This is a genomic window from Streptomyces luteireticuli (assembly GCF_041519305.1).
GTDB lineage: Bacteria > Actinomycetota > Actinomycetes > Streptomycetales > Streptomycetaceae > Streptomyces > Streptomyces luteireticuli.
Genome location: NZ_CP167927.1, coordinates 5610892 through 5634694, shown reverse-complemented (window position 1 = coordinate 5634694; position 23803 = coordinate 5610892). Strand labels below are relative to the sequence as shown.

The following is a 23803-nucleotide window of genomic DNA, read 5'->3' as shown; positions in this document are numbered from 1 at the left end:
AGGGGACGTCCGCGCCCTCACCCGCCGCCCGGGGCTCCCCCGGCGGCCCCCTCCCGCCGCCACGCCCAGAACCTGTCCTCGAACTCCCGCGGTCCGGCGCATTCGGCACCGTGGAGTCGGGCGAACCGGACCGCCGAGTCCATGAGTTCGAAGTCCTCCTCCGGCTTCGCCGTGCGCCGCTCCAGGAAACGGTCGATGTCCGGCAGCGGCCACGAGGAGGACAGCACATGCACCGGATCGAACTGCATGTCGGCATGGCCGGTACCGCTGAAACGGACGCGCCTGGAGGGCGGGTTGAAGTGGGCCGTACCGGCCGAGAGTTCGCCGTCGTCACTCGGGTCGCAACGCAGCCATCTCCCGTCGAGATGGACGGCACCGAAGAAGTGACGCGACCGGTCGTCGCACTTCTCCTGGAACGCCGGGAACCAGCCCGGCCCGAAATATTTCTTGCCGTTCACGACCAGGATCCCGAAGCCGGCGGGAATGCGCTGCGCCCGCAGCATCGCACACAGCAGATTCGCCTTGTTGGAACAGGTCCCGCGCCCCAACTCCAGGGTTTCCGAGGCGCTATGCGTCCAGTCGTGCAGAATGGCGTACCGGATTTCGTCCTGTACCCACCGGAAGAGCCGTACCGCCTTCTCCCGGTCACCCTCCGCACCGGCGGTGACCTCGGCAGCCGTACGGACGACGCCCTCGGCTCCGGCATCACAGAAGGAAGTGCTCCCGAGGAACACGGAATCCACGGCGGCGGCTCGGCCGACCGTACCCCCGGAGCGTCCCCGATCCCCCACACCCGCCCCTCCGACCATGCTCAATTACCGTAATTCCTCTCGACGTTGATGTATCCGTTCCGTGAACTCCGGAACCGGACCGGTGGCACACCATGATGGGACCGCGCCGGGCGCAGCGCGGAATGAGGGGCGGGAAATTTGCTGGCCCTTGACCGGGGCAGGCTCGCCCTGTTCAGCCGGTGCAATATATTGCCGACATTCGTCAGGGCGAGCGAACGCCTCGGTACAGGTCCGGTCAGCGCACCCCGTAGGAGAGGGTGACCGGGGCGAGGGTCTTGCCCTCCTTGTACCCGTAGAGGCCCAGGACCTTGGCACCGTCGGCCGTCAGCGTCGCGGGGATGTCCTGGAGCACCGTCCCACCACCCTTGCCGGAGCGCTGCTTGGCCTTCGCCAGGTCGAGCGCGGCCAGACGGACGCCGGAGGACGTCTTGTGCACCTCGGTGGCCTTCTTGACGCCGTTCTCCTCCGTTACCTTGGGCGTGGTGGTCGTGACATCGGCCGTGAGGTAACCGGTCTTGCCCTGGATGACGGCCTTGATGCCGGACAACTTGAGGTCGCCCATCACCACCATGGCTCCCGTCCTGTACTGGACGGTGCCCGCGAACGTGACTGTGGTGGAGGCGGCGGCGCCGGACCCCTTCGACGTCACCTTGCCGACGGGAAAGACGTACTGCTTGCGGGAGTCGGCCATCTTCGCGCCGCCGGTGAACTCGGCGCTTCCCCCGTCGGGCCCGAGATCGATCGCAGGAGGCATGAAGCCACCGTCCACGGCCCAGCTGAGGGCGTTGCGCTCGGGCAGCGGCGCCTCCTTGGGGGACGGCGCCGGCTTGGGGGCGGGCGTCTTCGTCCTCTCGTGGGAGAGGGTGAGCTTCTCCAGGCGCGCGCCCTTCCCGAAGGCGGCGTGGTCCAGCACCGTTGCCCCGTCCCTCGTCACGACCGGAGTCCAGCCGTCACCGCTCTTGTCGAGTCGGGCGATGCCCACGTGCTTGTTCACGCCCCCACGCGTCTTGACATCGGCGTAGAGGAACATGGTGCTCTGCTGCCCCTCGCCCACTCGGCCGATCCCGAGGTTCGACAGCTTGAGGGAGTAGCCGCGGGAGGAAAAGAAGGCGGCCTCGCCCTTGAAATTCATCGACAGGACGTTTCCGTCCGCGTCGACCTTGCCCGCGCCATGGGTGAAGGTGAGGGCGCCGTCCGGGCCCTGCTTGACGTCGCCGCGCAGATAGAGGTCGTCGTCCTCACCGGGCTTCTGGATCTGGGGGTGGATGCCCCAGACGAGCTTGCCGTCGTTCACCGGCACGGTCGCGAAGTCTTCGGGGGGAGCGATGATGGCGGAGCGTACCGGAGCGGCGGCGAAAGCCGGGGCGGCGGCCGTCCAGGTGACGGCCGTGCCGACCGCGGCGGTGACCACGAAGGTCGCGGTCCGGGCGAGGCGACGGCGCCCTCGGCCGAGGGGCCGGGTCGGCGGTTGTGCGTTCACGATGTCGTTCTCCTTGAGTTGCCGGCGCAACGCCCGACGGGCGGACCGGCCTGATCTCCGTCGTTTTGACGGGGACTTCCTGGAGAAAAGTCAACTGCACCAGTCCGCTGCCGACTTCATGCCGAAGTCCCGGGCCGGTGGACCCGGGATTCTTCGCGGATACCCGGGGGGCGGAAACACCTGGGGCATGCATTCGACCGAAGGACGACGCCTGCATCAACTTCGGACTACGTCTCTCGCGGCTGTGATTCAGCCGACAACCGTTCAGTCGCGGCCGAACTCGTCCGTGGTCAGGGTCAGTCCGACGACGGTGTCGGTCAGATCGATCGGGTCGCCGAACTTGATGGCGGGGGCGAGCCGGTAGGAACCGTCCTTGGGGTCGGTGTAGAGATGGCACTCGCCCTGGTACGGATCGACGATCAGGTACACGGGTACGCCTGCCGCCGCGTAGGCGTCCTTCTTGGGCCCGAAGTCGTTCCTCCGGGTGTCCCGCGAGATGGCCTCCGCGACGAACTCGATGTCCGGGTACTCCCAGAGGCCCTTGTCGTTCTTGGAGGCGTCGTCCTTGACCAAAGTGACGTCCGAGCAGAGGCCGTTCAGATGCCCCGGGTAGTCGACACGGACGTCGGACTTCAACCGCTGCCTGGGGTACTTGGTCCGTAGCTGCTCGACAACGGCCATAATGACGTCCCAGTGATTGTCCCGGACAGGCGCCATATAGATGGCCCCCTCGACGATCTCCACCTTGTATCCCTCGGGGACAGGCATCCGCTCCAGCCAGTCGAACAGCATGTCCAGACTGAGCTCGTCGCCTTCGGCCATCTCGATCAGCTCGATCCTGTCGGTCAGCATGACGGGCACCGTGCGCTCCTCCCCACCGCCCGCAGGCGCGAGGGGCCGCGCAGTAGAACGATCCGTACGGGCCCCTGGACACGCCCGGCTCCCGGTACAGGGCGCCGCTGCCGCCCTTCGGCCGCGCCCGGATGCCTACGAAGGGGCCGGGGAACCACTGAACCGGTCGTCCGGGCCGGGATCGCGATCCCGGCCCGGACGACCTCGCGTGGGCATGCCCGGTATCGGCAGCCCATACGTCCGCGGCGGTGCCGCCGCGGACTTCAGCCCGCCCCCCACGCCCGCGCTCCTCAGCGCGCCCCGTAGGAGAGGGTGACCGGGGCGAGGGGCGTGCCCTCCTTGAAGCCGGCGCGGTCCAGGGCCTCGGCGCCCTCGGCCGTCAGTGTCGCCGGGATGTCCCGGAGCGTCGTCCCGCCGCCCTTGCCCGGGCGCCGCTCGGCCTTGGCCGGATCGAGCTCGGCCAGGCGGACGCCGGGGGACGTCTTGGTCACCTTGGCGACCTTCATCCCGGTGAACTTGCGGGCGAAGGAGGTGACATCGGCGGTGAGGTAGCCGGTATCACCCTGGATGACCGCCTTGAGGTTGGAGAACGTGATGTGCCCCTCTGCCCCGCTCATGCTTCCCGGTACATGCCGGACGGCGCCCTTGAAGGCGATGGTGGTGGAGCCCGATCCGTTCGCCGTCGCCTCGCCGACCGGGAAGACGTACCGCTCAAGAGAGTCGGCCAGCTTCGCACCGTCGGTGACCCTGGCTTCTCCCCCGTCGACCTGGGTTGTGCGGGGGTCGAACCGGGAGTGCACGGCCCAGCTGAGGGCGTTGCTCTCGGACGGCCACGCCCACCGCTGGGAGGGCAGCTTCATGTCCTTGTAGGAGAAGGTGAGGTCCTCCAGGAAATCGGCCGCCTCGAAGGCGGGATGACCCAGGGCGCGTGCACCCTCTATCGTCAGGCGGGTTGCCCAGCCGTTCTTGTCCCAGGAGAGATCGGCGAGGCGCACATTCTTCCGGGTCTTGCCCCACGCCATGACATCGGCCGTGAGGTACCGGTCAATATTTCCCGGCCCCTTGGGCCCCTGGGTGATCTTGAGATTGCCGAGCCCGAATGTATAGCCCTTGGCGGACCGGAATTCTACGGTGCCCTTGAAGGTCATCCGCAGAAGATTCCCTTCCGCGTCGGTCACGCCCGTACCGCCGGTGAAGGTGAACGGACCGGTTCCCGCCCGGCTCTGCCTGGCCCCGCCGAAGGCCTTGACCTTGTCGCCCTTCTTGGGGTCCTTCAGCTGGCCATAGACGCTCCAGACGAGCTCGCCGCCCTTCACCGGCACTGTCGCGGAGCCGGAGTCGGCGGCGGGAGCCGCCACGGCGTGGTGCGCCGGGGCGGCGGCGAAGGCCGGGGCGGCGGCGGTCCAGGTAAGGGCCGTGCCCACGGCGGTGGTGACGACGAAGGCCGCGGTCCGGGCGAGGCGACGACGCCCGCCGCCGAGGGGCCGGGCCGGCGCGGCCGCCGCGTTCACGGTCGGCGATGGTGTGTTCACAGTTCTTGCTCTCCTCGATTTGCCGGTGCAATGCCCGACGGGCGCACCGACGTGATCTCCGCCGCTTGGGCGGGAACTTCAAAAGAGAAGTCAACTGCGCATTTTCGTGGCCGACTTCATGCCAAAGCCCCGGCTGCGTGGACCGGGATCATTTACGAATTCCCGGAGGCCGGACACGCGCCGGCCGAACTTTCGGCCGAAGGACGACAACTACATCAACTTCGGACTACATCCCATCGCGGATAAAATTCAGTAGATGGTTACGACCCACACGCCGGTCGTGACCGGGAGCGCACAGCGAGTAATAAGGCGGCGAGCAGCGAGAGCACCGAGGAAGGCGACAGCGTGGCCATAGCCCAGCAGAATTCCGAGCGGGGCCGTGCCTCCGCCGCCAGCCCCCGTGACACGGTCATGGAGTGGTTCGGCGCGCTGCACGCGAGCCCGCGGCGGAATGTGCTGCTGGCCGTCGTCTACGGGATCCTGCTGGTGGGGATCGCCGTGACCACCCCCGAGGCGGGGCTGGTCGACGACCAGGCCGCGGGCGTCGCGGTGTCCGTGGTGATCGCCGTGGCCACGGTCTGGCGGACCCGCTTCCTGCTGCCGTACGCCGTCGTCTCCGCGGCCGGTGTCCTGATCACCGGGCATCTGCTGAGCACCACCGTGGCCTGCTACACCGCCGTCCGCAAGGGCCGCTACGCGCTGGCCACCGCACTCGCCCTGCTCCCCCTGATGTTCGCCCTGGTCGCGCCCCAAGCGCTGATGGCGCACGCCGCGCACCCGGGAGCGACCCTGACCGACAGCGCGGTGATCGTCATCGTCCCGGTCCTGCTGGGGCTCCTGGCCAGGACGCACAAGCAGAAGGCCGCGCTGGCCGCCGAGCGCCAGGCGCTGGAGGAGCGCGAGCGGCTGGTCAGGTGCGTCCACAACGGGGTCGGACGCCAGGTCACGCTCATGGTGCTGCAGGCCGGGGCGATCGCCATCCGCCCCGACGTCTCGGAGCCCGTCAAGGAACAGTGCCAACTGATCGCCGACGCGGGCGAGGACGCCGTCCACGCCCTGCGGGAGATCGTCAACGTCACGCACGGCTCGGGGCCTTCCGCCACCGGCCACGAACCCCCGGGCGAGCAGCGCCGCACCCTGGCCGATCTGGCACCCCTGGTCGGGCGCTACCGGGACGGCGGCCAGCAGATCACGGTGGACGCCCACACCACCTCCGCCTCCCTGGACCCCGCCGCCCAGGACCTCGCGTACAAGGTCGTGGCGGAGGGCCTGAGCAACGCCGTCCGGCACGCCCCCCGCGCCCCCGTGGACATCCGCATCACCCAGACCTGCACCGGTCTGCTGGTCTCCGTCCGCAACGGTCCGCCCTGCCGGGACGGCGACCGCCTTCCCGGCACCGGCAACGGCCTGACCTGGCTCCGGCAGGAGATCCAGGCCATGGGCGGCATCCTGCACTCCGGCCCGGAGCCCGGCGGGGGCTTCCTCCTGGAAGCCCGGCTGTCCCGGTGACCGTCCCGACGCCCGTCCCGACAACCGAGGAGAACCGTGTGATCCGCGTACTGATAGCGGACGACGACGCCTTGGTGCGCGCCGGGATCCGCGCCATCGTCCAGGCCGGGCCCGGCATCACGGTCGTCGGCGAGGCCGGCGACGGCGCCGAGGCCGTCGCTCAGGCCCGGCAGCACCGCCCGGACGTGGTGCTGATGGACCTCGACATGCCGGGCTGTGACGGGCTGGCGGCCACACGCCGGCTGCTCGCCGAGCCCGTCCCTCCCAAGATCCTGGTCCTGACCACGTTCGGTCTCGACGAGCACATCGTCGACGCCCTGCACGCAGGGGCCTCGGGATTCCTGCTGAAGCAGCTCAGCCCGCAGAAGCTCATCCACGCCGTCTCGACGGTCGCCGCCGGGGGGACGGTGCTGTCGGGTGCGGTGGCACAACAGCTGCTGGCCCACGCCCCCCGGTCCCGCGACCGCCGCGCCGAGGACGACCGGGCCCGCGCGCTGCTCGGCAGGCTCAGCGGACGCGAACGCGAGGTCCTCGCGCTGCTGGGGCGAGGCCTGAGCAACTCCGAGATCGCCGCCCGCCTGCACATGGGGATCTCCACGGTCAAGACCTATGTCTCCCGCTCGCTCACCAAACTGGATGTCGACAACCGCACCCAGGCCGCCCTGCTGGCCCAGGAACTCGGCCTCCGGCTGCCCGGAGAAGAGGACTGATCACCGCGACGGCACCGCTCCCGCCGCGCCCAGGTAGGCGTGGAGCGCGGCCGAGGCCCTGAGCCGGCGCAGGCTGCGTTCGTCCAATTCCTTCTCTCGTGCAGCGAGTTCCCCCAGAACGTCGTCCGGGTCGCCGGTGGCGCGCAGCGCGTCCAGGACGGCACCGATGGCCGCGAGCGGTTGGTGGCCCCGGCGGAGCAACGCCACGATGTGCGCCGTCCGCAACTCGGCGCGACCGTACAGCCGGTACCCGGTGCCGGGTTCACGCTCGGGCCGCAGCAAGCCTCGGGACTCCCAGAGGCGGAGGACGGGCGGACGGACGCCCACGGCGCGGGCGGCCTCGCCGATGCGGAGGGGGCGGCGGGGGCCGTCAGGTGTCGCGGGCCGTCCCGCGAGGGCCTCACGGACAGCGGCCAACTGCGCCCGCTCCCGGGCCAGTTCCGCATGCCCGCCGTCGATCGCGGCCAGCGCGGCCGCCAGATCGCCGGCGTGGACGGCACGCATCACCGTGCGGGCGACCGGCCAGCCATGCCCCACGGCCAGCTCCCGTACGGCGACGAGGGCATCGGCGTGCGCCCGGGTGAACACCCGGTATCCGGACGGAGTCCGCTCGACGGGCGGGAGGACCCCGGCCTCCACATAGTTCCGCAGCTGCTGCACCGAGATCCCGGCCGAACGCGCCAGCACACCGGCCCGCACCCGCTCCTGCGCCGTCATCGTTTCACTCTCGTTTGAGACTTCTCGGGCATGCTTCAAGGCCGGCCTGGAGAATGGGCGGCAAAAGCCCCCAGAAGCACTTCAATGAAACCATTGATACCTGAATGACCGGGAAGCCGAGGAGGCGACGACGTACATGAAGTTCGTTCTCGAAGTCGATATGACGGGCGATGCGTTGGCGGACGACGCGGCGGGCGAGCTGAGCAGGATCCTCCGCTACTGGGCGGGAAACCTCCGGCACTACGCCCTCGCTCCGGGCGACGGGGAGGCGATCCACGACTCGGCGTACGGGGAGGTGGGGCGCTGGCGCGTCACGGGCGCGACGGGGTGAGGGGCTGACGCGCCAAACCTGTGGGACGGCATGGCACTTGCCCGGCCGCCCGGGAGCCACCATGCGATGCTGGAGGCAGGGCGAGAACCCGTGATGACCTGAGAGACCGGCCATGACCCCCGTGACGGAGCAGGCGATGCGCATCAGCGGCGATCAGGTGCACCTGGACGAGTACGGGCGCACCTGCTACGAAGACGCGCTCCTGACCGGCGAAGTCGAGAAGCACGCGGACAACGGGCAGCTGGTGATGCTCTTCAGCTACGCCGACGGCGTCGAACACGGGCCGCAGCGGGCGTGGTGGCCGGACGGGACCAAGCGGATCGAGGGCGTCACCAGGATGGGCGCCGCCGTGGGTGAGTGGCGGTACTGGCACGCCAACGGCCACCTGTCGGAGCTGGTCGTCCTGGACGAGCACGGCCGGGTGATGACGAGAAGGCGCTGGAACGCCGCCGGTGAGCTCACCTTGGACAAAGCGATCCGCCGATCCGGCTGATCCGGGCGCCCCGAGCAAGCCGAACTGACGCTTCGTCGCTCGGTCGAGGTACCCGTCCCGGGATACCGGTGTGCTCCACCCTCGCTGTGGCCCGCTTCTTGAGGCCCGGAGGGCCCGAGACGAGACGGTGAGCCGAGCAAGCACCATGTCGCCCCACGGGTTTCAGGCCCGCTACTGCTCCTGCTTCGCGACGAAGGAGCCCATGCCGTGGGTGGTGACGATGAGCCCTTCGTCCCTCAGCGCTGCAGTCACCTTGCGCACCGTCCCTCGTGCAACGCCGAATTCCTGCTCGATCAGGACCTCGGACAGCAGGTAGTGCGTCGGGTACTCACCGCTCTCGATCCGCTTACGGATCACATCAGCAATCTGCACCCACTTGGGGCGCGTGGGATCGAACTCCATCCGGGTGACTGTACGCACTGATATTCAGGCCTTCATAGACCTGAGGATCCTTGGACGACCATGGACATGTGTGAAAGACCTTCGCTACCGTGGCGGCGCAGAAGACCCCCGCGACCGTCCAACCGGTCCGGGGGCACGGCCACCAGCTACCCAAGGAGCTGACGACATGCGCCACCCTATCTCCCGCCTGCTCGCCTGGACGAGAGCCTCCTTCAGGCACGAATCCGAAGCTGTCCCCCAGGCCTCGACTGCCCCGCCGCCCACCCCCATCACGTACACAACTCCCACCACAACCGTGGTCTTCACTGCCCACGGCATCAACATCCATCGCCGCGGCCCCCATCCGCGCTGCACCTGCCCCGGCGCCGTCCACGACGTGACGGCCGCCGTCAACTCCCCTGCCGGGGCCGCCGTATGACCGCCCCGAGCTGGGTGATCCAGCCCGAGCTGGGCCCGGCCGTGCCCGTCATCTTCTCGATGCGCTGCACGACCTGCGACGCCGCGTCGCCACCCGACGCGGACTTCGAGCCCATGCACCACTGGACCCTGCGGCACGTCGCCGGAAACCCGGAACACACCGACTACCGCGAGGTCATCCACCGCACGTGGCGCGCCGTCGAAGCGCCTTGACGGCAACCCGGCCCCGGCACTCCGCCGGGGCCATGCGGAGGCCGCCACCCGGTACCTTGAGGCGACACGGGCCGGAGTACGCCGCACGGACGGAGGACCAATGACCGCGCAGCACCACGAGCACCCCCCCGAGGTGATCCCGCGTCCGGAGAAGACCTTTCCCTCTCTGCGGGCCGCCCTCGCCCGTGTCGCCCCTTCCCGGCTGGCCGAGTTCCAGGCGGATCGCGACCTGGCCTTCACCTCGGCCACCCAGCACAACTCGTTCCGCCCGATCCACCTCTTCCAGATCAAGTGGGCGACGGAAATCGAGATCGAGCGCTTGCCTCACCTGGCGGCGCGGTACCAGGCGGCCCTGGATGCCGCGAACACTCTCGACCGCGACGACCCGAAGTGGCGCGAAGCCATGGACAACTGCCTGGCCATCTACGAAGAGGCACAAGCCGCGGTGACCGATGACTGACGCGTGGGGATGGGAGTATGACCCCGACCCCGAGTACGTCATCGGCGGCATCGACAGCCTCGCCTTCATCGCGAAGGTCGAGGAACGAGCCGATGAACTGGTGCGCGCCGCGTCCGCGCTCTACCTCGACGGGACGAAGTACGAGGGCCTCTCGCCGCGCATGCAGAACGAACCCATCGACGCGTCGGGGGTGCTCACCTATCAGGTGATCCCCCGCTCCCAACGGGTCTACATCCGCAAAGTGATCTTCCTCGACTGAGCCGTGCCGGCCCGGGCCCGTCCCTCGGCGGGGTCGGAGCCCGGGCCGGGAGGGGAACTCACGCCGCCACCGCGACCTCCACCCCCACCCCCGCCGGTTCCAGCGCCAGTTCCAGCACCTGGCGCACGTCGGACACCGGGTGGACGGACAGCTTCTCCAGCACCTCCGCCGGGGCGTCGTCCAGGTCCGGCTCGTTGCGCTTGGGGATGATCACGGTGGTGATGCCCGCCCGGTGCGCGGCCAGGAGCTTCTGCTTGACGCCGCCGATGGGCAGGACGCGCCCCGTCAGGGAGACCTCGCCGGTCATGGCGACGTCCGGGCGGACCCGGCGGCCGGAGAGCAGGGACGCGAGCGCCGTGGTCATCGTGATGCCGGCGCTCGGGCCGTCCTTGGGGACGGCGCCCGCGGGGACGTGGAGGTGGACGCCGCGCTCCTTGAAGTCGCCCACCGGGAGCTCCAGTTCGGCGCCGTGGGAGCGGAGGAAGGAGAGGGCGATCTGCGCGGACTCCTTCATCACGTCGCCGAGCTGGCCGGTGAGGGTCAGGCCCGCCGCGCCCGTCTCCGGGTCGGCGAGGGACGCCTCGACGAAGAGGACGTCGCCTCCGGCGCCGGTGACCGCGAGGCCCGTCGCGACGCCCGGGACGGACGTGCGGCGCTCGGCCGGGTCCTGGGCGGACTCGGGGGTGTGGTGCGGGCGGCCGATCAGCGGGCGGAGTCCGTCCGCGCCGATCGTGAACGGGAGGTCCTGGGCGCCCAGTTCGTGCTGGGCGGCTACCTTGCGGAGCAGCCTCGCGAGGGCGCGCTCCAGGGTGCGGACGCCCGCCTCTCGGGTGTACTCGCCGGCCAGCCTGCGGAGGGCGTCGTCCGTGACCACGACCTCGTCCGCCGTCAGGCCCGCCCGCTCCAGCTGCCTCGGCAGCAGGTGGTCACGGGCGATGACGACCTTCTCGTCCTCGGTGTAGCCGTCGAGGCGGACCAGCTCCATGCGGTCGAGCAGGGCCTCGGGGATGGACTCCAGGACGTTGGCCGTGGCCAGGAAGACGACGTCGGACAGGTCGAGTTCGACCTCCAGGTAGTGGTCGCGGAAGGTGTGGTTCTGGGCCGGGTCGAGGACCTCCAGCAGGGCCGCGGCCGGGTCGCCGCGGAAGTCGGAGCCGACCTTGTCGATCTCGTCGAGCAGGACGACGGGGTTCATGGAGCCCGCCTCCTTGATCGCGCGGACGATGCGGCCGGGGAGCGCGCCCACGTACGTACGCCGGTGGCCGCGGATCTCCGCCTCGTCGCGCACGCCGCCGAGCGCGACCCGGACGAACGCGCGGCCCATGGCCTTGGCCACGGACTCGCCGAGCGAGGTCTTGCCCACGCCGGGCGGGCCGACGAGCGCCAGCACCGCGCCCCCGCGCCGCCCGCCGACCACGCCCAGCCCCCGGTCGGCGCGCCGCTTGCGCACCGCCAGGTACTCGGTGATCCGCTCCTTGACGTCGTCCAGGCCCGCGTGGTCGGCGTCGAGCACCGCCCGCGCGCCCGGGATGTCGTACGCGTCCTCCGTGCGCTTCGTCCACGGCATCTCCAGGACCGTGTCGAGCCAGGTCCGGATCCAGCCGCCCTCGGGGCTCTGGTCGGAGGAGCGCTCCAGCTTGTCGACCTCCTTGAGGGCGGCCTCGCGGACCTTCTCGGGGAGGTCGGCGGCCTCGACGCGGGCGCGGTAGTCGTCGGACTCGTTCTCCGGGTCGCCGTTGAGGTCGGCCAGCTCCTTGCGGACGGCCTCCAGCTGGCGGCGGAGCAGGAATTCGCGCTGCTGCTTGTCGACGCCCTCCTGGACGTCCTTGGCGATGGACTCGGCGACGTCCTGCTCGGCGAGGTGTTCGCCGAGCTGCCGGGCGGCGAGCCGGAGGCGGGCCACCGGGTCGGCGGTCTCCAGCAGCTCGACCCGCTGCTCGACGGTGAGGAACGGCGAGTAGCCGGAGTTGTCGGCGAGCTGGGAGACGTCGTCGATCTGCTGGACGCGGTCCACCACCTGCCACGCGCCGCGCTTGCGGAGCCAGCTGGTGGCGAGGGCCTTGTACTCCTTCATCAGCTCGGTGGCCGAGCCGGGGAGAGGGTCCGGGGTGATCTCCTCGACCACCGCGCCCTCCACCCAGAGAGCGGCGCCCGGACCCGTCGTCCCGGCGCCGATGCGGACGCGGCGCAGGCCGCGGATGAGCGCGCCGGGGTCGCCGTCGGAGAGCCGGCCCACCTGCTCGACGCTGCCCAGCGTGCCGGTGCCGGCGTAGGTGCCGTCGAGGCGCGGTACGAGCAGGACCTTCGGCTTGGCCCCGTCGCGCGCGGCAGCCTGGGCGGCCTCCACGGCGGCACGGACCTCGGCGTCGGTCAGGTCCAGGGGCACCACCATTCCCGGCAGCACCACTTCGTCGTCGAGCGGCAGCACGGGCAGGGTGAGCGGTGCGGACATCGATGCCATGATCTCCCCTTCGGCAGGCAAGTTGAGCTGTACCGGCTCAATGCTTCGGAGTCCGGGGATGTTCCCCACGGCGTGTTCGCTGTGAGCGATCAGCCCCATGGGCGGCCCGGCCCGGGAAGGCCCGGCGGTAGTCCGTCGGGGTGACGCCGAAGTGCAGGGTGAAGTGACGGCGCAGGTTGGCGGCCGTGCCCAGCCCGCTCAGTTCCCCGACCCGCTCGACGGGCAGGGCGGTCGCCTCCAGCAGCGACTGGGCGCGGGACAGCCGCTGGGCGAGCAGCCACTGGAGCGGGGTGGAGCCGGTCGCGGCGTGCAGCCGGCGGTAGAAGGTGCGCGGGCTCATCCCGGCGCGCGCCGCCAGGTCGTCCACGGTCAGCGGCTCGTCCAGCCGCTCGGTGGCCCACTGGAGGACGGGGGCCAGGCCCTCGTCCCCGCTCGGGGGGACGGAGACCTCGACGAACTGGGCCTGCCCGCCGGGCCGGTGCGCGGGCACCACCAGACGGCGGGCGAGCTGGTTGGCGACGTGCGCGCCCAGGTCCCGGCGGACGAGGTGGAGGCAGAGGTCGAGGCCGGCCGTGACGCCGGCGCTGGTCAGGACGTTGCCGTCGTCCACGTAGAGCACCGAGTCGTCCACCTCGACCTCGGGGTGGCGGCGGGCGAGGGCCTCGGTGTGCATCCAGTGGGCGGTGGCGCGGCGGCCGTCGAGGATGCCGGCGGCGGCGAGGGCGAAGGCCCCGGCGCACAGCGAGACCATGCGCGCGCCCCGGTCGGCGGCGCGTCGCAGCGCGTGCAGGAGCTCGTCGGGCAGTTCGCGCTCCCCGTCGACGCACGCCTCCGGAACCGACGGGACGATCACGGTGTCCGCGCCGTCCAGCCCCTCCAGGCCGTACGGGGTGCGCATCGTGAACCCGGCGGGGGCGGGCGCCGGTTGGCCCTCGGAAGGGGGCGCGGCGCAGAGCCGCAACTCGTACCAGGGGTCCGCCAGATCCGGGTGCGGGATGCCGAAGACGGTGCAGACCACCCCCAGTTCGTACAGGTCCCAGAAGGGGATGTCGTCGTCGATCGCCACAACGGCCACGGAACCAGCGCTCATGACCGCAAGAGTAGTGGCAGGAATTTTGCGGGAGTGGTCAGTCCTGCCACTGTCGGGCCGCCGCCGGCGCTGCGAAGGTCGTAACCACCCGATCAACACCACCCGATCAACACCACCCGATCAACACCACCTGATCAACTCCCTTGCACCAAGGGACTTTCACGAACCACACGGAGAGACATCGATGAGCGCGAACGTCACGGTCCTCGGTCTCGGCTCGATGGGCACGGCGCTGGCCGGTGCGTTCCTGTCGGCCGGCCACCGCACCACGGTCTGGAACCGCACCCCCGGCAAGGCCGGCGCCCTGGTCGCGAAGGGCGCCGCGGAGGCACTGGACCCCGCCGCGGCGGTGACCGCGAGCGAGCTCGTCGTGGTCTGCCTGGCGACCTACGGGAGCGTCCACGAGGTCCTGGAACCGGTGGCCGACAGCCTCGCGGGGCGCACGCTCGTCAACCTCACCTCGGGCACCCCCGAGGAGGCCCGCGAGACGGCCGCCTGGGCCGCCGCGCACGGCGCCGAGTACCTCGACGGCGGGATCATGACCACCCCGCCCGGCATCGGCAACCCCGAGTTCATGCTGCTCTACAGCGGCGAGCGGGCCGTCTTCGACGTCCGCCGCCCGGTCCTCGCCGCGCTCGGCGACCCGGTGCACCTGGGCGCGGACGCCGGTCTGGCCTCGCTGTACGACACGGCGCTGCTCGGCCTGATGTGGTCGACGCTGACCGGCTGGCTGCACGGCGCCGCGCTGGTCGGGGCGGACGGCGGTGAGAAGGCGACCGCGTTCACCGAGGTCGCGGACCGGTGGATGAAGGCCGTCGGCTTCTTCATGAACACCTACGCCCCGCAGGTGGACGCCGGGACGTACCCGGGCGACGACGCCACCCTGGACGTCCACGCCGCGGCGATCGAGCACCTCGTCCACGCCAGCGAGGCCCGCGGGATCGCGTCCGGCCTGCCGGAGATCTTCCGGGACCTGACCCGGCGCGGCATCGAGGCCGGGCACGGCCGGGACAGCTGGGCCCGCCTGGTGGAGCTCGTCCGCGAGGACGGCCGGAAATGATCACTGCCGTAGGCACGGAAATAGGCACGGAAACACGGACGGACACCGACTGGGCCGCGCTGGCCCTCGACGCGGCCGGGCGCTGCACCGCGTTCCTGGAGGACGCGGACGGCGACTGGACCCGGCCCGCCGGGCGGCTGGAGTGGTCGGGCCACAGGACGCTCGACCACCTGGCGCTGGGCCTGACCGGCTACGCGGGGCTCCTCACGGCGAAGCCGCGGGACCGCTACATCACGCTCTTCGCCTCGCTGGACCCCGAGGCCCCCGTCTCAGCGCGGCTGGAGGGCATCCGCGTCGCGGCGTCGTTCCTCGCCGCCGCCGTCCGCGCCGCCGCCCCGGCGGACCGGGCGTGGCACCCGTGGGGACACGCGGACGGGCCCGGCTTCGCCGCCATGGGCGTCGTGGAGACCGTCGTCCACACCCATGACATCGCCGCCGGCCTGGGCCTCGGCTGGACCCCGCCGGACGACCTCGCCGCCCCCGCGCTCGGCCGGCTCTTCCCCGACGCCCCCGGGGGACACGCCCCCGGCGAGACCCTGCTGTGGTGCACGGGACGGCTCGCGCTGCCCGGGCTCGGCCTGCGCGGGGAGTGGCAGTGGGACGGCAGCGTCCGCCCGGTCTGAGTCGCGGCCGTCGCGCAGCAGCGCGTGGCAGGCGCACCCGGTGAGCAGGGCGATCGGGTGCCCCCAGCTGGCCAGCGGGTCGGCGAACTCGACGAGGTCCTGGGCGCACATCAGGGACGCCCCGCCGAGCAGGACCCACTTGGGGCGCGTCGGCTGGAGGCAGGCGAGCGCCCCCAGGGCGGCCATCAGCCCGAAGCTGATGCCGTAGTCGAGCCGGTGCAGCGAGGCGGCCGGGAGCCGGCCGGCGGCGACGGCACCCGCCACCGGCAGCTCGGTCGCCAGGGTCGCCAGGACGTGGCCGAGGAGGAAGACCCCGGCGGTGCGCAGTCCCCCGACGCGCCGCTCCAGGGCGCCGAGGACGGGGGCGAAGGCCAGCCCGAAGAACGACCAGAGGCCGCCGGCCACCCACAGGGCGCTGGCGACGAGCACCACCAGCGGCCGGTCCGCGAGGTGCGCCGCGTCGGTGCTGGAGTCGCGCAGCAGTTGGTTGACGGTGGCCTCGTCCCCGAACTCGGCGTAGACGGCGGTGGCGAGCAGCACCAGGCCGTAGCAGAACGTGAAGGGGGTGGCGCGCGGGGTGGGGACGAACTGCCGCAGGGCGCGCAGCCGGCCGCGGCGCCCTGGAACGTCACGCCGGGGGGTGCCGGCCGACGCGTCCTCGTGCGCGCCGGCGGGGTCAACCGCGGTCACTCGGCCGGGCCCCTTTCTCCCCTGGGTGTGCTCGGGCCTCGCGCGGCGACCCGTCGGGGACGCCGTCGCACTACGAACAGTACGGGTCCGGGCCTCCGGAGGAATCACGTTCCGGCCGTGAGGCGGCCCACGCTTGTCAACCTCTTGACCCTTCGGCGCGTCTATAGCCTTCCGGTACATCCGTCGGACATCAACGGTCCGTCGAGCACCAACGATCTCCGGAGGCCCGTATGTCCGCTCCGTTCGCATCGGAGTTCGCATCGGAGGAACGTCCCGTCGTCCTCGACCGCCGCGAGGGTCCGTACGGGGAGGTGGTCCTGCGGCGGCGCGGCGGCGGTCCGGGGCCCGGGGTGCTGGAGATCATCGAGAACGGCTGCTTCCTGATGGACACCTCGGACGGCCGCTCCGAGCGGCGGCTGGTCGAGGCGGCGCTCGCGGCCCTGCCCGCCGCCCTGGCGGGCCCCGGGGTGCTGATCGGCGGGCTGGGCGTCGGCTTCTCACTGGTCCGGGCCGCCGAGGAGGCGCGCTGGGGGCGGATCACGGTGGTGGAGCGGGAGCCGGCCGTCATCGGCTGGCACCGCGGCGGCCCGCTGGCGGAGGTCTCGGCGGGCGCGCTCGCCGACCCGCGCGTCCGGATCGTCGAGGCGGACCTCGTCCGTCACATCCGCACCACAGGGGAGCGTTACGACGCGCTCTGCCTCGACATCGACAACGGGCCGGACTGGACCGTCACCGATGACAACGGCAGCCTCTACTCCCCCGCCGGCCTCAGGGCCTGCCGGGAGCGACTGCGCCCCGGCGGGGTACTGGCCGTCTGGTCCGCACAACCGTCCGCGGAGTTCGAGAAAGCGCTCCGGAATGCCGGGTTCGCCGGGGTAACCACCGAAGAGATCAGCGTTGCCCGAGGCGTCCCGGACGTGGTCCACCTCGGCGTCCTCGCCGCGTAGCCGTGCCCCGCCACCTGCCCGTACCCTGCTTGCCACAGTTGTGAGGACTGGCGGAGGACCGGTGCTCGACCGGCACTCGTCAAGCACTCAACAGGCACTCTTCAGGCACTCGAGAGGACTGGTTCGAGTTGCCGGGAGCGACGCTTAGGGGCGGGGCGCATGGAGCAGACACAGATCGGCCCGGGCGGCACCGCAGCCTCCGCCGGGGCACAGCGGCGGGTGCTGGTCGTCGAGGACGACCGGACCATCGCGGAGGCCATCGCGGCCCGGCTGCGCGCCGAGGGCTTCCAGGTGCGGACCGCCGGCGACGGGCCGGCGGCGGTGGACACCACCGAGGCCTGGCAGCCGGACCTCCTGGTCCTGGACGTCATGCTGCCGGGCTACGACGGCCTGGAGGTGTGCCGCCGGGTGCAGGCCCAGAGACCGGTGCCCGTGCTGATGCTCACCGCGCGCGACGACGAGACGGACATGCTCGTCGGGCTGGGCGTGGGGGCCGACGACTACATGACCAAACCGTTCTCCATGCGGGAGCTGGCCGCGCGGGTGCACGTCCTGCTGCGCCGGGTCGAGCGCGCCACGCTGGCGGCGCACACCCCGCGCAGCGGGATCCTGCGGCTGGGCGAGCTGGAGATCGACCACGCGCAGCGGCGGGTGCGGGTGCGCGGCGCGGATGTGCACCTCACCCCGACCGAGTTCGACCTGCTGGTCTGTCTGGCGAACACCCCGCGCGCGGTGCTCTCCCGGGAGCAGTTGCTGGCCGAGGTCTGGGACTGGGCGGACGCCTCCGGCACCCGGACCGTCGACAGCCACATCAAAGCGCTGCGGCGCAAGATCGGTGCCGAAAGGATCCGGACGGTGCACGGTGTGGGGTACGCGCTGGAGACACCGGCCGCATGAGGGACACGGGCCACGGACGCACGGGCCGCGGACACATGGGTCACAGACGCACGGACCACGGACACACGGACCACGGATGACCGACTGCCCGCCGCCGCCGGGACCGGCGGCCCGGGTCTGGGAGGCCCTGCGCCCGCTGGACCCCTACCGCTCCGTCAAGGCCGCGCTCGGCTGGCTGGTGGTCGGCTCGGTGGTGATCACCACCTTCCTGGTCTTCGTGGCCTTCCGGTCGGCGACCGGGTTACGCGTGATCACCGTCTTCTCGATCATCGCCTCGCTGCTGATCACCCAGTTCGTGGCGCACGGCCTCACCGCGCCGCTGGACGAGATGACCGCGGTCACCCGGTCGATGGCCGAGGGCGACTACGGCCGGCGGGTGCGGGCCGGGCGGCGGGACGAGTTCGGGGCCCTGGCCCATGCCTTCAACCGCATGGCGGCCGACCTGGAGGCGGTGGACACCCACCGCAAGGAGCTGGTGGCCAACGTCTCGCACGAGCTGCGCACCCCGATCGCCGGGCTGCGGGCCGTGCTGGAGAACGTGGTGGACGGCGTCTCGGCCGCCGACCCGGAGACCATGCGGGCCGCGCTGCGGCAGACGGAGCGGCTGGGCCGGCTGGTGGAGCAGTTGCTGGACCTGTCACGGCTCGACCACGGCGTCGTACCGCTGCACGCCCGCAGCTTCGAGGTCTGGCCCTATCTGGCCGGGGTGCTCAAGGAGGCGAGCCTCACCTGCGGGACGGGCTCCTCGCCGCGCGTCCGCAAGGACGTCCATCTGCACCTGGACGTCCAGCCGCCGGAGCTGACCGCGCACGCGGACGCGGAGCGGCTGCACCAGGTCGTCGCCAACCTGGTCGAGAACGCCGTCCGGCACAGCCCGCCGCACGGCCGGGTCACCATCCGCGCCCGGCGCGACGAGGGCGCCCAGTCGCTGGCCCTGGAGGTCCTGGACGAGGGCCCGGGCATCCCCCCGGCGGAGCGCCACCGGGTCTTCGAGCGGTTCAACCGGGGCGGCTCGGGACACCACGGGCCGGACAGCGACGGCGGGACGGGGCTGGGGCTGGCCATCGCCCGCTGGGCCGTCGATCTGCACGGCGGAACCATCGGGGTGGCCGAATCCCCGCGTGGCTGTCGCATCAAGGTCACTCTTCCGGGAGGCCCTCGTTGATCGGTCTTGACGTAGGGTCGGAGACGGAGGCACACATTCATCCGGATGTGCGGCGAGCTTCGGCGAACCCGAAAGCGCACGGAACCGGGGCAGGAGAGGGAAACTCCACGTGTTTCCCGCCGTGTCATGCCCCGAAACCCCGCACGGAGTGTGACTTAGGCGACGACTGGCCTCGGCGACCTGCATGAGAGCCCCTGACAGGCGTAGCCTTTATTCCCGCTGTCCACCACCTTAGGAAGCGGAAGAGGGCGGTTGCCGCCGTGTCGCCACAGTCCCCGAACTCATCGAGCATCTCGACCGACCAAGACGGGCAGGGCAAGAGCCCTGCTGACGTATTCGGTCCCAACGAGTGGCTCGTCGACGAGATCTACCAGCAGTACCTCCAGGACCCGAACTCGGTCGACCGAGCCTGGTGGGACTTCTTCGCCGACTACAAGCCGGGCAAGGACACGAGCTCTGCTGCGGCGCAGCAGGCCGTGACCGGGGGCACGACGCCCCCCGCCGCGCCCCCGGCGGCCGCTCCTCCCGCGCCCGCGGCTCCGGCGGCCGCTGCACCGGCTCCCGCCGCCCCGGCCCCGGCTCCCGTGAAGCCCGCGGCAGCCGCTCCGGCCGCCCCGGCCGCGCCCGCGAAGCCCGTCGCCGCCAAGCCGGCGGCCAAGGCCCCCGCGGCGCCGGCCACCGAGGCCCCCGCCGGTCCGGAGTTCGTGACGCTGCGCGGCCCCTCCGCCGCGGTCGCCAAGAACATGAACGCCTCCCTGGAGCTGCCGACGGCCACGTCCGTCCGCGCCGTCCCGGTGAAGCTGCTGTTCGACCAGCGCATCGTCATCAACAACCACCTCAAGCGCGCCCGCGGCGGCAAGGTGTCCTTCACGCACCTCATCGGCTTCGCCATGGTGCAGGCGCTGAAGCTGATGCCGTCGATGAACTACTCCTTCACGGAGAAGGACGGCAAGCCCACCCTCGTCAAGCCCGAGCACGTCAACCTCGGTCTGGCCATCGACCTGGTCAAGCCGAACGGTGACCGCCAGCTCGTCGTCGCGGCCATCAAGAAGGCCGAGACCCTGAACTTCTTCGAGTTCTGGCAGGCCTACGAGGACATCGTCAAGCGCGCCCGCGTCGGCAAGCTGACGATGGACGACTTCACGGGCGTCACCGCCTCGCTGACCAACCCCGGCGGCATCGGCACCGTGCACTCCGTGCCGCGCCTGATGCCCGGCCAGGGCCTGATCATCGGCGTCGGCGCGATGGACTACCCCGCCGAGTTCCAGGGCACCTCCCAGGACACCCTGAACAAGATGGGCGTCTCGAAGGTCATGACCCTGACCTCGACGTACGACCACCGGGTCATCCAGGGCGCCGCCTCCGGCGAGTTCCTGCGGATCATGCACCAGCTGCTGCTCGGCGAGAACGGCTTCTACGACGAGATCTTCGAGGCGCTGCGCATCCCCTACGAGCCGGTCCGCTGGCTCAAGGACATCGACGCCTCGCACGACGACGACGTCACCAAGGCCGCCCGCGTCTTCGAGCTGATCCACGCGTACCGGGTGCGCGGCCACGTCATGGCCGACACCGACCCGCTGGAGTACCGCCAGCGCAAGCACCCCGACCTGGACATCACCGAGCACGGCCTGACCCTCTGGGACCTGGAGCGCGACTTCGCGGTCGGCGGCTTCGCCGGCAAGTCCCTGATGAAGCTGCGCGACATCCTGGGCGTCCTGCGCGACTCGTACTGCCGCACCACCGGCATCGAGTTCATGCACATCCAGGACCCCAAGCAGCGCAAGTGGATCCAGGACCGCGTCGAGCGCCCGCACGCCAAGCCGGAGCGCGAGGAGCAGCTGCGCATCCTCCGCCGCCTCAACGCGGCCGAGGCCTTCGAGACGTTCCTGCAGACCAAGTACGTCGGCCAGAAGCGCTTCTCGCTCGAAGGCGGCGAGTCGGTCATCCCGCTCCTGGACTCGGTCCTGGACGCGGCCGCCGAGGCCCGCCTCGACGAGGTCGTCATCGGCATGGCCCACCGCGGCCGCCTCAACGTCCTCGCCAACATCGTCGGCAAGTCCTACGCGCAGATCTTCCGCGAGTTCGAGGGCAACCTCGACCCGAAGTCGATGCACGGCTCCGGCGACGTGAAGTACCACCTGGGCGCCGAGGGCACCTTCACCGGCCTGGACGGCGAGCAGATCAAGGTCTCGCTGGCCGCCAACCCGTCCCACCTGGAGACGGTCGACCCGGTCGTCGAGGGCATCGCCCGCGCCAAGCAGGACATCATCGGCAAGGCGGGCACGGACTTCACCGTCCTGCCGGTCCAGCTGCACGGCGACGCGGCCTTCGCGGGCCAGGGCGTCGTCGCCGAGACGCTCAACATGTCGCAGCTGCGCGGCTACCGCACCGGCGGCACCGTGCACATCGTCATCAACAACCAGGTCGGCTTCACCGCGCCGCCGGAGTCCTCCCGCTCATCGATGTACTGCACCGACGTCGCGCGGATGATCGAGGCGCCGATCTTCCACGTGAACGGCGACGACCCGGAAGCAGTCGTGCGCGTCGCACGCCTCGCCTTCGAGTTCCGCCAGACGTTCAACAAGGACGTCGTCATCGACCTGATCTGCTACCGGCGCCGGGGCCACAACGAGTCGGACAACCCCTCGTTCACCCAGCCGCTGATGTACGACCTGATCGACAAGAAGCGCTCGGTGCGCAAGCTCTACACCGAGTCGCTGATCGGCCGGGGCGACATCACCCTGGAGGAGGCCGAGCAGGCCCTGCAGGACTACCAGGGCCAGCTGGAGAAGGTCTTCGTCGAGGTCCGCGACGCCGACGCCAACCCGGCCCCGGCGGAGGCCCCTTCGGCCCCCTCCGGCCCCGAGTTCCCGGTCGCCGTCGAAACCGGGATCTCCTCCGAGGTCCTCAAGCGGATCGCCGAGTCGCAGGTCTCCCCGCCGGAGAGCGTCACGGTGCACCCGCGTCTGGTGCCGCAGCTGCAGCGCCGCGCCGCCAGCATCGAGGACGGCACGATCGACTGGGGCATGGGCGAGACCCTCGCCTTCGGCTCGCTGCTGATGGAGGGCACCCCGGTCCGGCTCGCCGGCCAGGACTCCCGCCGCGGCACCTTCGGCCAGCGCCACGCGGTGCTGGTGGACCGCGAGACCGGCGATGACTACACCCCGCTGCTCTACCTCTCCGAGGACCAGGCGCGCTTCAACGTCTACGACTCGCTGCTCAGCGAGTACGCGGCGATGGGCTTCGAGTACGGCTACTCCCTGGCCCGTCCGGACGCGCTGGTGCTGTGGGAGGCCCAGTTCGGCGACTTCGTCAACGGCGCCCAGAGCATCACGGACGAGTTCATCTCCTCCTCCGAGCAGAAGTGGGGCCAGACGTCCGGCGTCACGCTCCTCCTCCCGCACGGTTACGAGGGCCAGGGCCCGGACCACTCCTCGGCCCGCATCGAGCGCTTCCTCCAGCTCTGCGCCCAGAACAACATGACGGTGGCCATGCCCACCCTCCCCTCGAACTACTTCCACCTCCTGCGCTGGCAGGTCCACAACCCGCACCACAAGCCGCTGATCGTCTTCACCCCGAAGTCGATGCTGCGTCTGAAGGCCGCGGCGTCCAAGGCGGAAGAGTTCACGAGCGGGCAGTTCCGCCCGGTCATCGGCGACGACGGCGTCGACGCCGCCGCCGTCCGCAAGGTCGTCTTCTGCTCCGGCAAGGTCTACTACGACCTGGAGGCCGAGCGCCAGAAGCGCGGCGCGAACGACACGGCCCTCATCCGCCTCGAGCGCCTGTACCCGCTCCCGGGTGCCGAACTCCAGGCGGAGATCGCCAAGTTCCCCAACGCCCAGAAGTACATCTGGGCCCAGGAGGAGCCGGCGAACCAGGGCGCCTGGCCGTTCATCGCCCTCAACCTGATCGACCACCTGGACCTGGCGGTCGGCGCGGACGTCCCCGCCCCGGAGCGCCTGCGCCGCATCTCCCGCCCGCACTCCTCCTCCCCGGCGGTCGGCTCGGCCAAGCGCCACCAGGTGGAGCAGACGGCACTGGTGAACGAGGTGTTCGACGCCTGACGAGGATCTGATCCCGTCGGCTGAACGGTCGGGGCCCGTACCGCTCTCGCAAGAGCGCGGTACGGGCCCCGGCCCGTTTCCCATGCCCTACTGGCCCCACGCTCCGAAGGCGAGCATGTCCCTCCCCCTCCCGGAGCCCGCCATAAACCTCTCCACCGAACTGCCGGACATCCCCCGCACCATCGGCGGTATCGCCGACGCCCTGGACGGGAGATGGCACGGACGCTTCCGGGACGAGGTGCGCGACGCCGACAGCCCCGACGCCCTCGGCCTCCTGCTGAACGACTGGTGGCGGCAGGCCGTCGTGGACACGGCCGGCAACGACCCCGAGGCCCGCGCAGCCCTGGAGGACGCCGCCGACCTCCACCTCATCGAACTCGCCCGCGCCGAGGCCGTGGCCGTGCCCAACCACCCCTGATCCGGGCCGACAACGCACCCCGGACCACGCACGCCCTCACGACGAACCACCGCCGTACACCTGGGCGGAACGGACACCTGGCGACTGCACGTCGGCCGGTACCGGGCGCTGTACGGGATTGACGGGGCGAATGTCGCGCGCCCGCCCGGCCATGACGCCCACCACGGGTCGGGGCCCGTACCGCTTACGCACGGTACGGGCCCCGACCTGTTTCCGGCCCTG

Annotated in this window: 23 protein-coding genes; 14 read left to right on the top strand and 9 right to left on the bottom strand. The window is 71.0% G+C overall.

Annotation, left to right across the window (positions count from 1 at the left end; genetic code table 11):
• Positions 1–17 precede the first annotated feature (17 nt).
• From AB8735_RS25375 to AB8735_RS25360, 4 genes are all read right to left on the bottom strand, one after another.
• Positions 18–734, bottom strand: a complete 717-nt coding sequence (locus AB8735_RS25375) for a transglutaminase family protein (RefSeq protein WP_372409587.1) — start codon at positions 732–734, stop codon at positions 18–20.
• Between the two features lie 292 nt (positions 735–1026).
• The gene (locus AB8735_RS25370) at positions 1027–2271 is read right to left on the bottom strand and encodes an HtaA domain-containing protein (protein ID WP_372409585.1); all 1245 of its coding nucleotides are present in this window, start codon (positions 2269–2271) and stop codon (positions 1027–1029) included.
• 264 nt (positions 2272–2535) lie between these two features.
• Positions 2536–3123, bottom strand: coding sequence for a Uma2 family endonuclease (locus AB8735_RS25365; RefSeq protein ID WP_372409583.1), 588 nt, complete (start codon positions 3121–3123; stop codon positions 2536–2538).
• A gap of 290 nt (positions 3124–3413) precedes the next feature.
• A complete protein-coding gene (locus AB8735_RS25360; RefSeq protein WP_372409580.1) occupies positions 3414–4655 on the bottom strand; it encodes an HtaA domain-containing protein in 1242 nt (413 codons plus the stop codon).
• A 345-nt stretch (positions 4656–5000) separates the two neighbouring features.
• Between AB8735_RS25360 and AB8735_RS25355 the strand changes: the two genes are divergently transcribed.
• Both AB8735_RS25355 and AB8735_RS25350 read left to right on the top strand, forming a co-directional pair.
• On the top strand, positions 5001–6164 hold the full coding sequence (locus AB8735_RS25355; protein ID WP_372409577.1) for a sensor histidine kinase: 1164 nt from the start codon (positions 5001–5003) through the stop codon (positions 6162–6164).
• A 38-nt stretch (positions 6165–6202) separates the two neighbouring features.
• Entirely contained in the window at positions 6203–6874 is a 672-nt protein-coding gene (locus AB8735_RS25350) for a response regulator transcription factor (protein WP_344024256.1), read from the top strand.
• On the opposite strand, the gene AB8735_RS25345 is transcribed toward AB8735_RS25350, so the two are convergent.
• Positions 6875–7591 carry a MerR family transcriptional regulator gene (locus AB8735_RS25345; RefSeq protein ID WP_372409575.1) on the bottom strand — a complete coding sequence of 239 codons (717 nt, stop codon included), beginning with the start codon at positions 7589–7591 and terminating at the stop codon, positions 6875–6877. It lies immediately after the preceding gene.
• A 136-nt stretch (positions 7592–7727) separates the two neighbouring features.
• On the opposite strand from AB8735_RS25345, the gene AB8735_RS25340 reads away from it, so the two are divergent.
• Entirely contained in the window at positions 7728–7922 is a 195-nt protein-coding gene (locus AB8735_RS25340; protein ID WP_344024261.1) for a hypothetical protein, read from the top strand.
• Positions 7923–8034: 112 nt separating this feature from the next.
• Complete coding sequence (locus AB8735_RS25335) at positions 8035–8415, top strand: toxin-antitoxin system YwqK family antitoxin (protein ID WP_372409573.1); 381 nt, start codon at positions 8035–8037, stop codon at positions 8413–8415.
• A gap of 171 nt (positions 8416–8586) precedes the next feature.
• Here the strand turns inward: AB8735_RS25335 and AB8735_RS25330 are convergent, their stop codons facing one another.
• Positions 8587–8817 carry a GntR family transcriptional regulator gene (locus AB8735_RS25330; RefSeq protein WP_344024266.1) on the bottom strand — a complete coding sequence of 77 codons (231 nt, stop codon included), beginning with the start codon at positions 8815–8817 and terminating at the stop codon, positions 8587–8589.
• 295 nt (positions 8818–9112) lie between these two features.
• Between AB8735_RS25330 and AB8735_RS25325 the strand changes: the two genes are divergently transcribed.
• The 4 genes from AB8735_RS25325 to AB8735_RS25310 all read left to right on the top strand — a co-directional run bounded on the left by AB8735_RS25325 (position 9113) and on the right by AB8735_RS25310 (position 10166).
• Positions 9113–9235, top strand: coding sequence for a hypothetical protein (locus AB8735_RS25325; protein ID WP_372409572.1), 123 nt, complete (start codon positions 9113–9115; stop codon positions 9233–9235).
• Positions 9232–9447: a hypothetical protein gene (locus tag AB8735_RS25320; RefSeq protein ID WP_372409570.1), complete on the top strand. Its 216-nt coding sequence runs from the start codon at positions 9232–9234 to the stop codon at positions 9445–9447. Before AB8735_RS25325 ends, AB8735_RS25320 begins: the two co-directional genes overlap by 4 nt.
• A gap of 100 nt (positions 9448–9547) precedes the next feature.
• Positions 9548–9907 carry a hypothetical protein gene (locus tag AB8735_RS25315; RefSeq protein WP_372409568.1) on the top strand — a complete coding sequence of 120 codons (360 nt, stop codon included), beginning with the start codon at positions 9548–9550 and terminating at the stop codon, positions 9905–9907.
• Positions 9900–10166, top strand: coding sequence for a hypothetical protein (locus AB8735_RS25310; RefSeq protein ID WP_344024274.1), 267 nt, complete (start codon positions 9900–9902; stop codon positions 10164–10166). Before AB8735_RS25315 ends, AB8735_RS25310 begins: the two co-directional genes overlap by 8 nt.
• Positions 10167–10224: 58 nt before the next feature.
• Here AB8735_RS25310 and lon read toward each other — a convergent pair whose 3' ends face one another.
• Positions 10225–12627: an endopeptidase La gene (lon, locus tag AB8735_RS25305; protein ID WP_372409566.1), complete on the bottom strand. Its 2403-nt coding sequence runs from the start codon at positions 12625–12627 to the stop codon at positions 10225–10227.
• Positions 12628–12664: 37 nt separating this feature from the next.
• Positions 12665–13717, bottom strand: a complete 1053-nt coding sequence (locus AB8735_RS25300) for a helix-turn-helix domain-containing protein (RefSeq protein ID WP_372409565.1) — start codon at positions 13715–13717, stop codon at positions 12665–12667.
• 184 nt (positions 13718–13901) lie between these two features.
• On the opposite strand from AB8735_RS25300, the gene AB8735_RS25295 reads away from it, so the two are divergent.
• Positions 13902–14777, top strand: coding sequence for an NAD(P)-dependent oxidoreductase (locus AB8735_RS25295; RefSeq protein ID WP_372409564.1), 876 nt, complete (start codon positions 13902–13904; stop codon positions 14775–14777).
• Between the two features lie 269 nt (positions 14778–15046).
• Here the strand turns inward: AB8735_RS25295 and AB8735_RS25290 are convergent, their stop codons facing one another.
• Complete coding sequence (locus AB8735_RS25290) at positions 15047–16090, bottom strand: rhomboid-like protein (RefSeq protein WP_372409563.1); 1044 nt, start codon at positions 16088–16090, stop codon at positions 15047–15049.
• A gap of 230 nt (positions 16091–16320) precedes the next feature.
• Here AB8735_RS25290 and AB8735_RS25285 point away from each other — a divergent pair, with 230 nt between their 5' ends.
• The 5 genes from AB8735_RS25285 to AB8735_RS25265 all read left to right on the top strand — a co-directional run bounded on the left by AB8735_RS25285 (position 16321) and on the right by AB8735_RS25265 (position 23581).
• Positions 16321–17037, top strand: coding sequence for a spermidine synthase (locus AB8735_RS25285; protein ID WP_344024284.1), 717 nt, complete (start codon positions 16321–16323; stop codon positions 17035–17037).
• Between the two features lie 159 nt (positions 17038–17196).
• Entirely contained in the window at positions 17197–17934 is a 738-nt protein-coding gene (locus AB8735_RS25280) for a response regulator transcription factor (protein WP_344024286.1), read from the top strand.
• 76 nt (positions 17935–18010) lie between these two features.
• Entirely contained in the window at positions 18011–19099 is a 1089-nt protein-coding gene (locus AB8735_RS25275) for a HAMP domain-containing sensor histidine kinase (RefSeq protein WP_344024288.1), read from the top strand.
• A 260-nt stretch (positions 19100–19359) separates the two neighbouring features.
• Positions 19360–23163: a multifunctional oxoglutarate decarboxylase/oxoglutarate dehydrogenase thiamine pyrophosphate-binding subunit/dihydrolipoyllysine-residue succinyltransferase subunit gene (locus tag AB8735_RS25270; RefSeq protein WP_372409561.1), complete on the top strand. Its 3804-nt coding sequence runs from the start codon at positions 19360–19362 to the stop codon at positions 23161–23163.
• A 115-nt stretch (positions 23164–23278) separates the two neighbouring features.
• The gene (locus AB8735_RS25265; protein WP_372409559.1) at positions 23279–23581 is read left to right on the top strand and encodes a hypothetical protein; all 303 of its coding nucleotides are present in this window, start codon (positions 23279–23281) and stop codon (positions 23579–23581) included.
• Positions 23582–23803 lie beyond the last annotated feature (222 nt).

Coding starts and splice junctions, on each gene's coding strand:
- AB8735_RS25280 (WP_344024286.1), top strand. CDS start 17,197: ATGGAGCAGACACAGATCGGCCCGGGCGGCACCGCAGCCTCCGCCGGG.
- AB8735_RS25300 (WP_372409565.1), bottom strand. CDS start 13,717: ATGAGCGCTGGTTCCGTGGCCGTTGTGGCGATCGACGACGACATCCCC.
- AB8735_RS25335 (WP_372409573.1), top strand. CDS start 8,035: ATGACCCCCGTGACGGAGCAGGCGATGCGCATCAGCGGCGATCAGGTG.
- AB8735_RS25320 (WP_372409570.1), top strand. CDS start 9,232: ATGACCGCCCCGAGCTGGGTGATCCAGCCCGAGCTGGGCCCGGCCGTG.
- AB8735_RS25330 (WP_344024266.1), bottom strand. CDS start 8,817: ATGGAGTTCGATCCCACGCGCCCCAAGTGGGTGCAGATTGCTGATGTG.
- AB8735_RS25310 (WP_344024274.1), top strand. CDS start 9,900: ATGACTGACGCGTGGGGATGGGAGTATGACCCCGACCCCGAGTACGTC.
- AB8735_RS25340 (WP_344024261.1), top strand. CDS start 7,728: ATGAAGTTCGTTCTCGAAGTCGATATGACGGGCGATGCGTTGGCGGAC.
- AB8735_RS25295 (WP_372409564.1), top strand. CDS start 13,902: ATGAGCGCGAACGTCACGGTCCTCGGTCTCGGCTCGATGGGCACGGCG.
- lon (WP_372409566.1), bottom strand. CDS start 12,627: ATGGCATCGATGTCCGCACCGCTCACCCTGCCCGTGCTGCCGCTCGAC.
- AB8735_RS25345 (WP_372409575.1), bottom strand. CDS start 7,591: ATGACGGCGCAGGAGCGGGTGCGGGCCGGTGTGCTGGCGCGTTCGGCC.
- AB8735_RS25265 (WP_372409559.1), top strand. CDS start 23,279: ATGTCCCTCCCCCTCCCGGAGCCCGCCATAAACCTCTCCACCGAACTG.
- AB8735_RS25365 (WP_372409583.1), bottom strand. CDS start 3,123: ATGCTGACCGACAGGATCGAGCTGATCGAGATGGCCGAAGGCGACGAG.
- AB8735_RS25315 (WP_372409568.1), top strand. CDS start 9,548: ATGACCGCGCAGCACCACGAGCACCCCCCCGAGGTGATCCCGCGTCCG.
- AB8735_RS25275 (WP_344024288.1), top strand. CDS start 18,011: ATGACCGACTGCCCGCCGCCGCCGGGACCGGCGGCCCGGGTCTGGGAG.
- AB8735_RS25285 (WP_344024284.1), top strand. CDS start 16,321: ATGTCCGCTCCGTTCGCATCGGAGTTCGCATCGGAGGAACGTCCCGTC.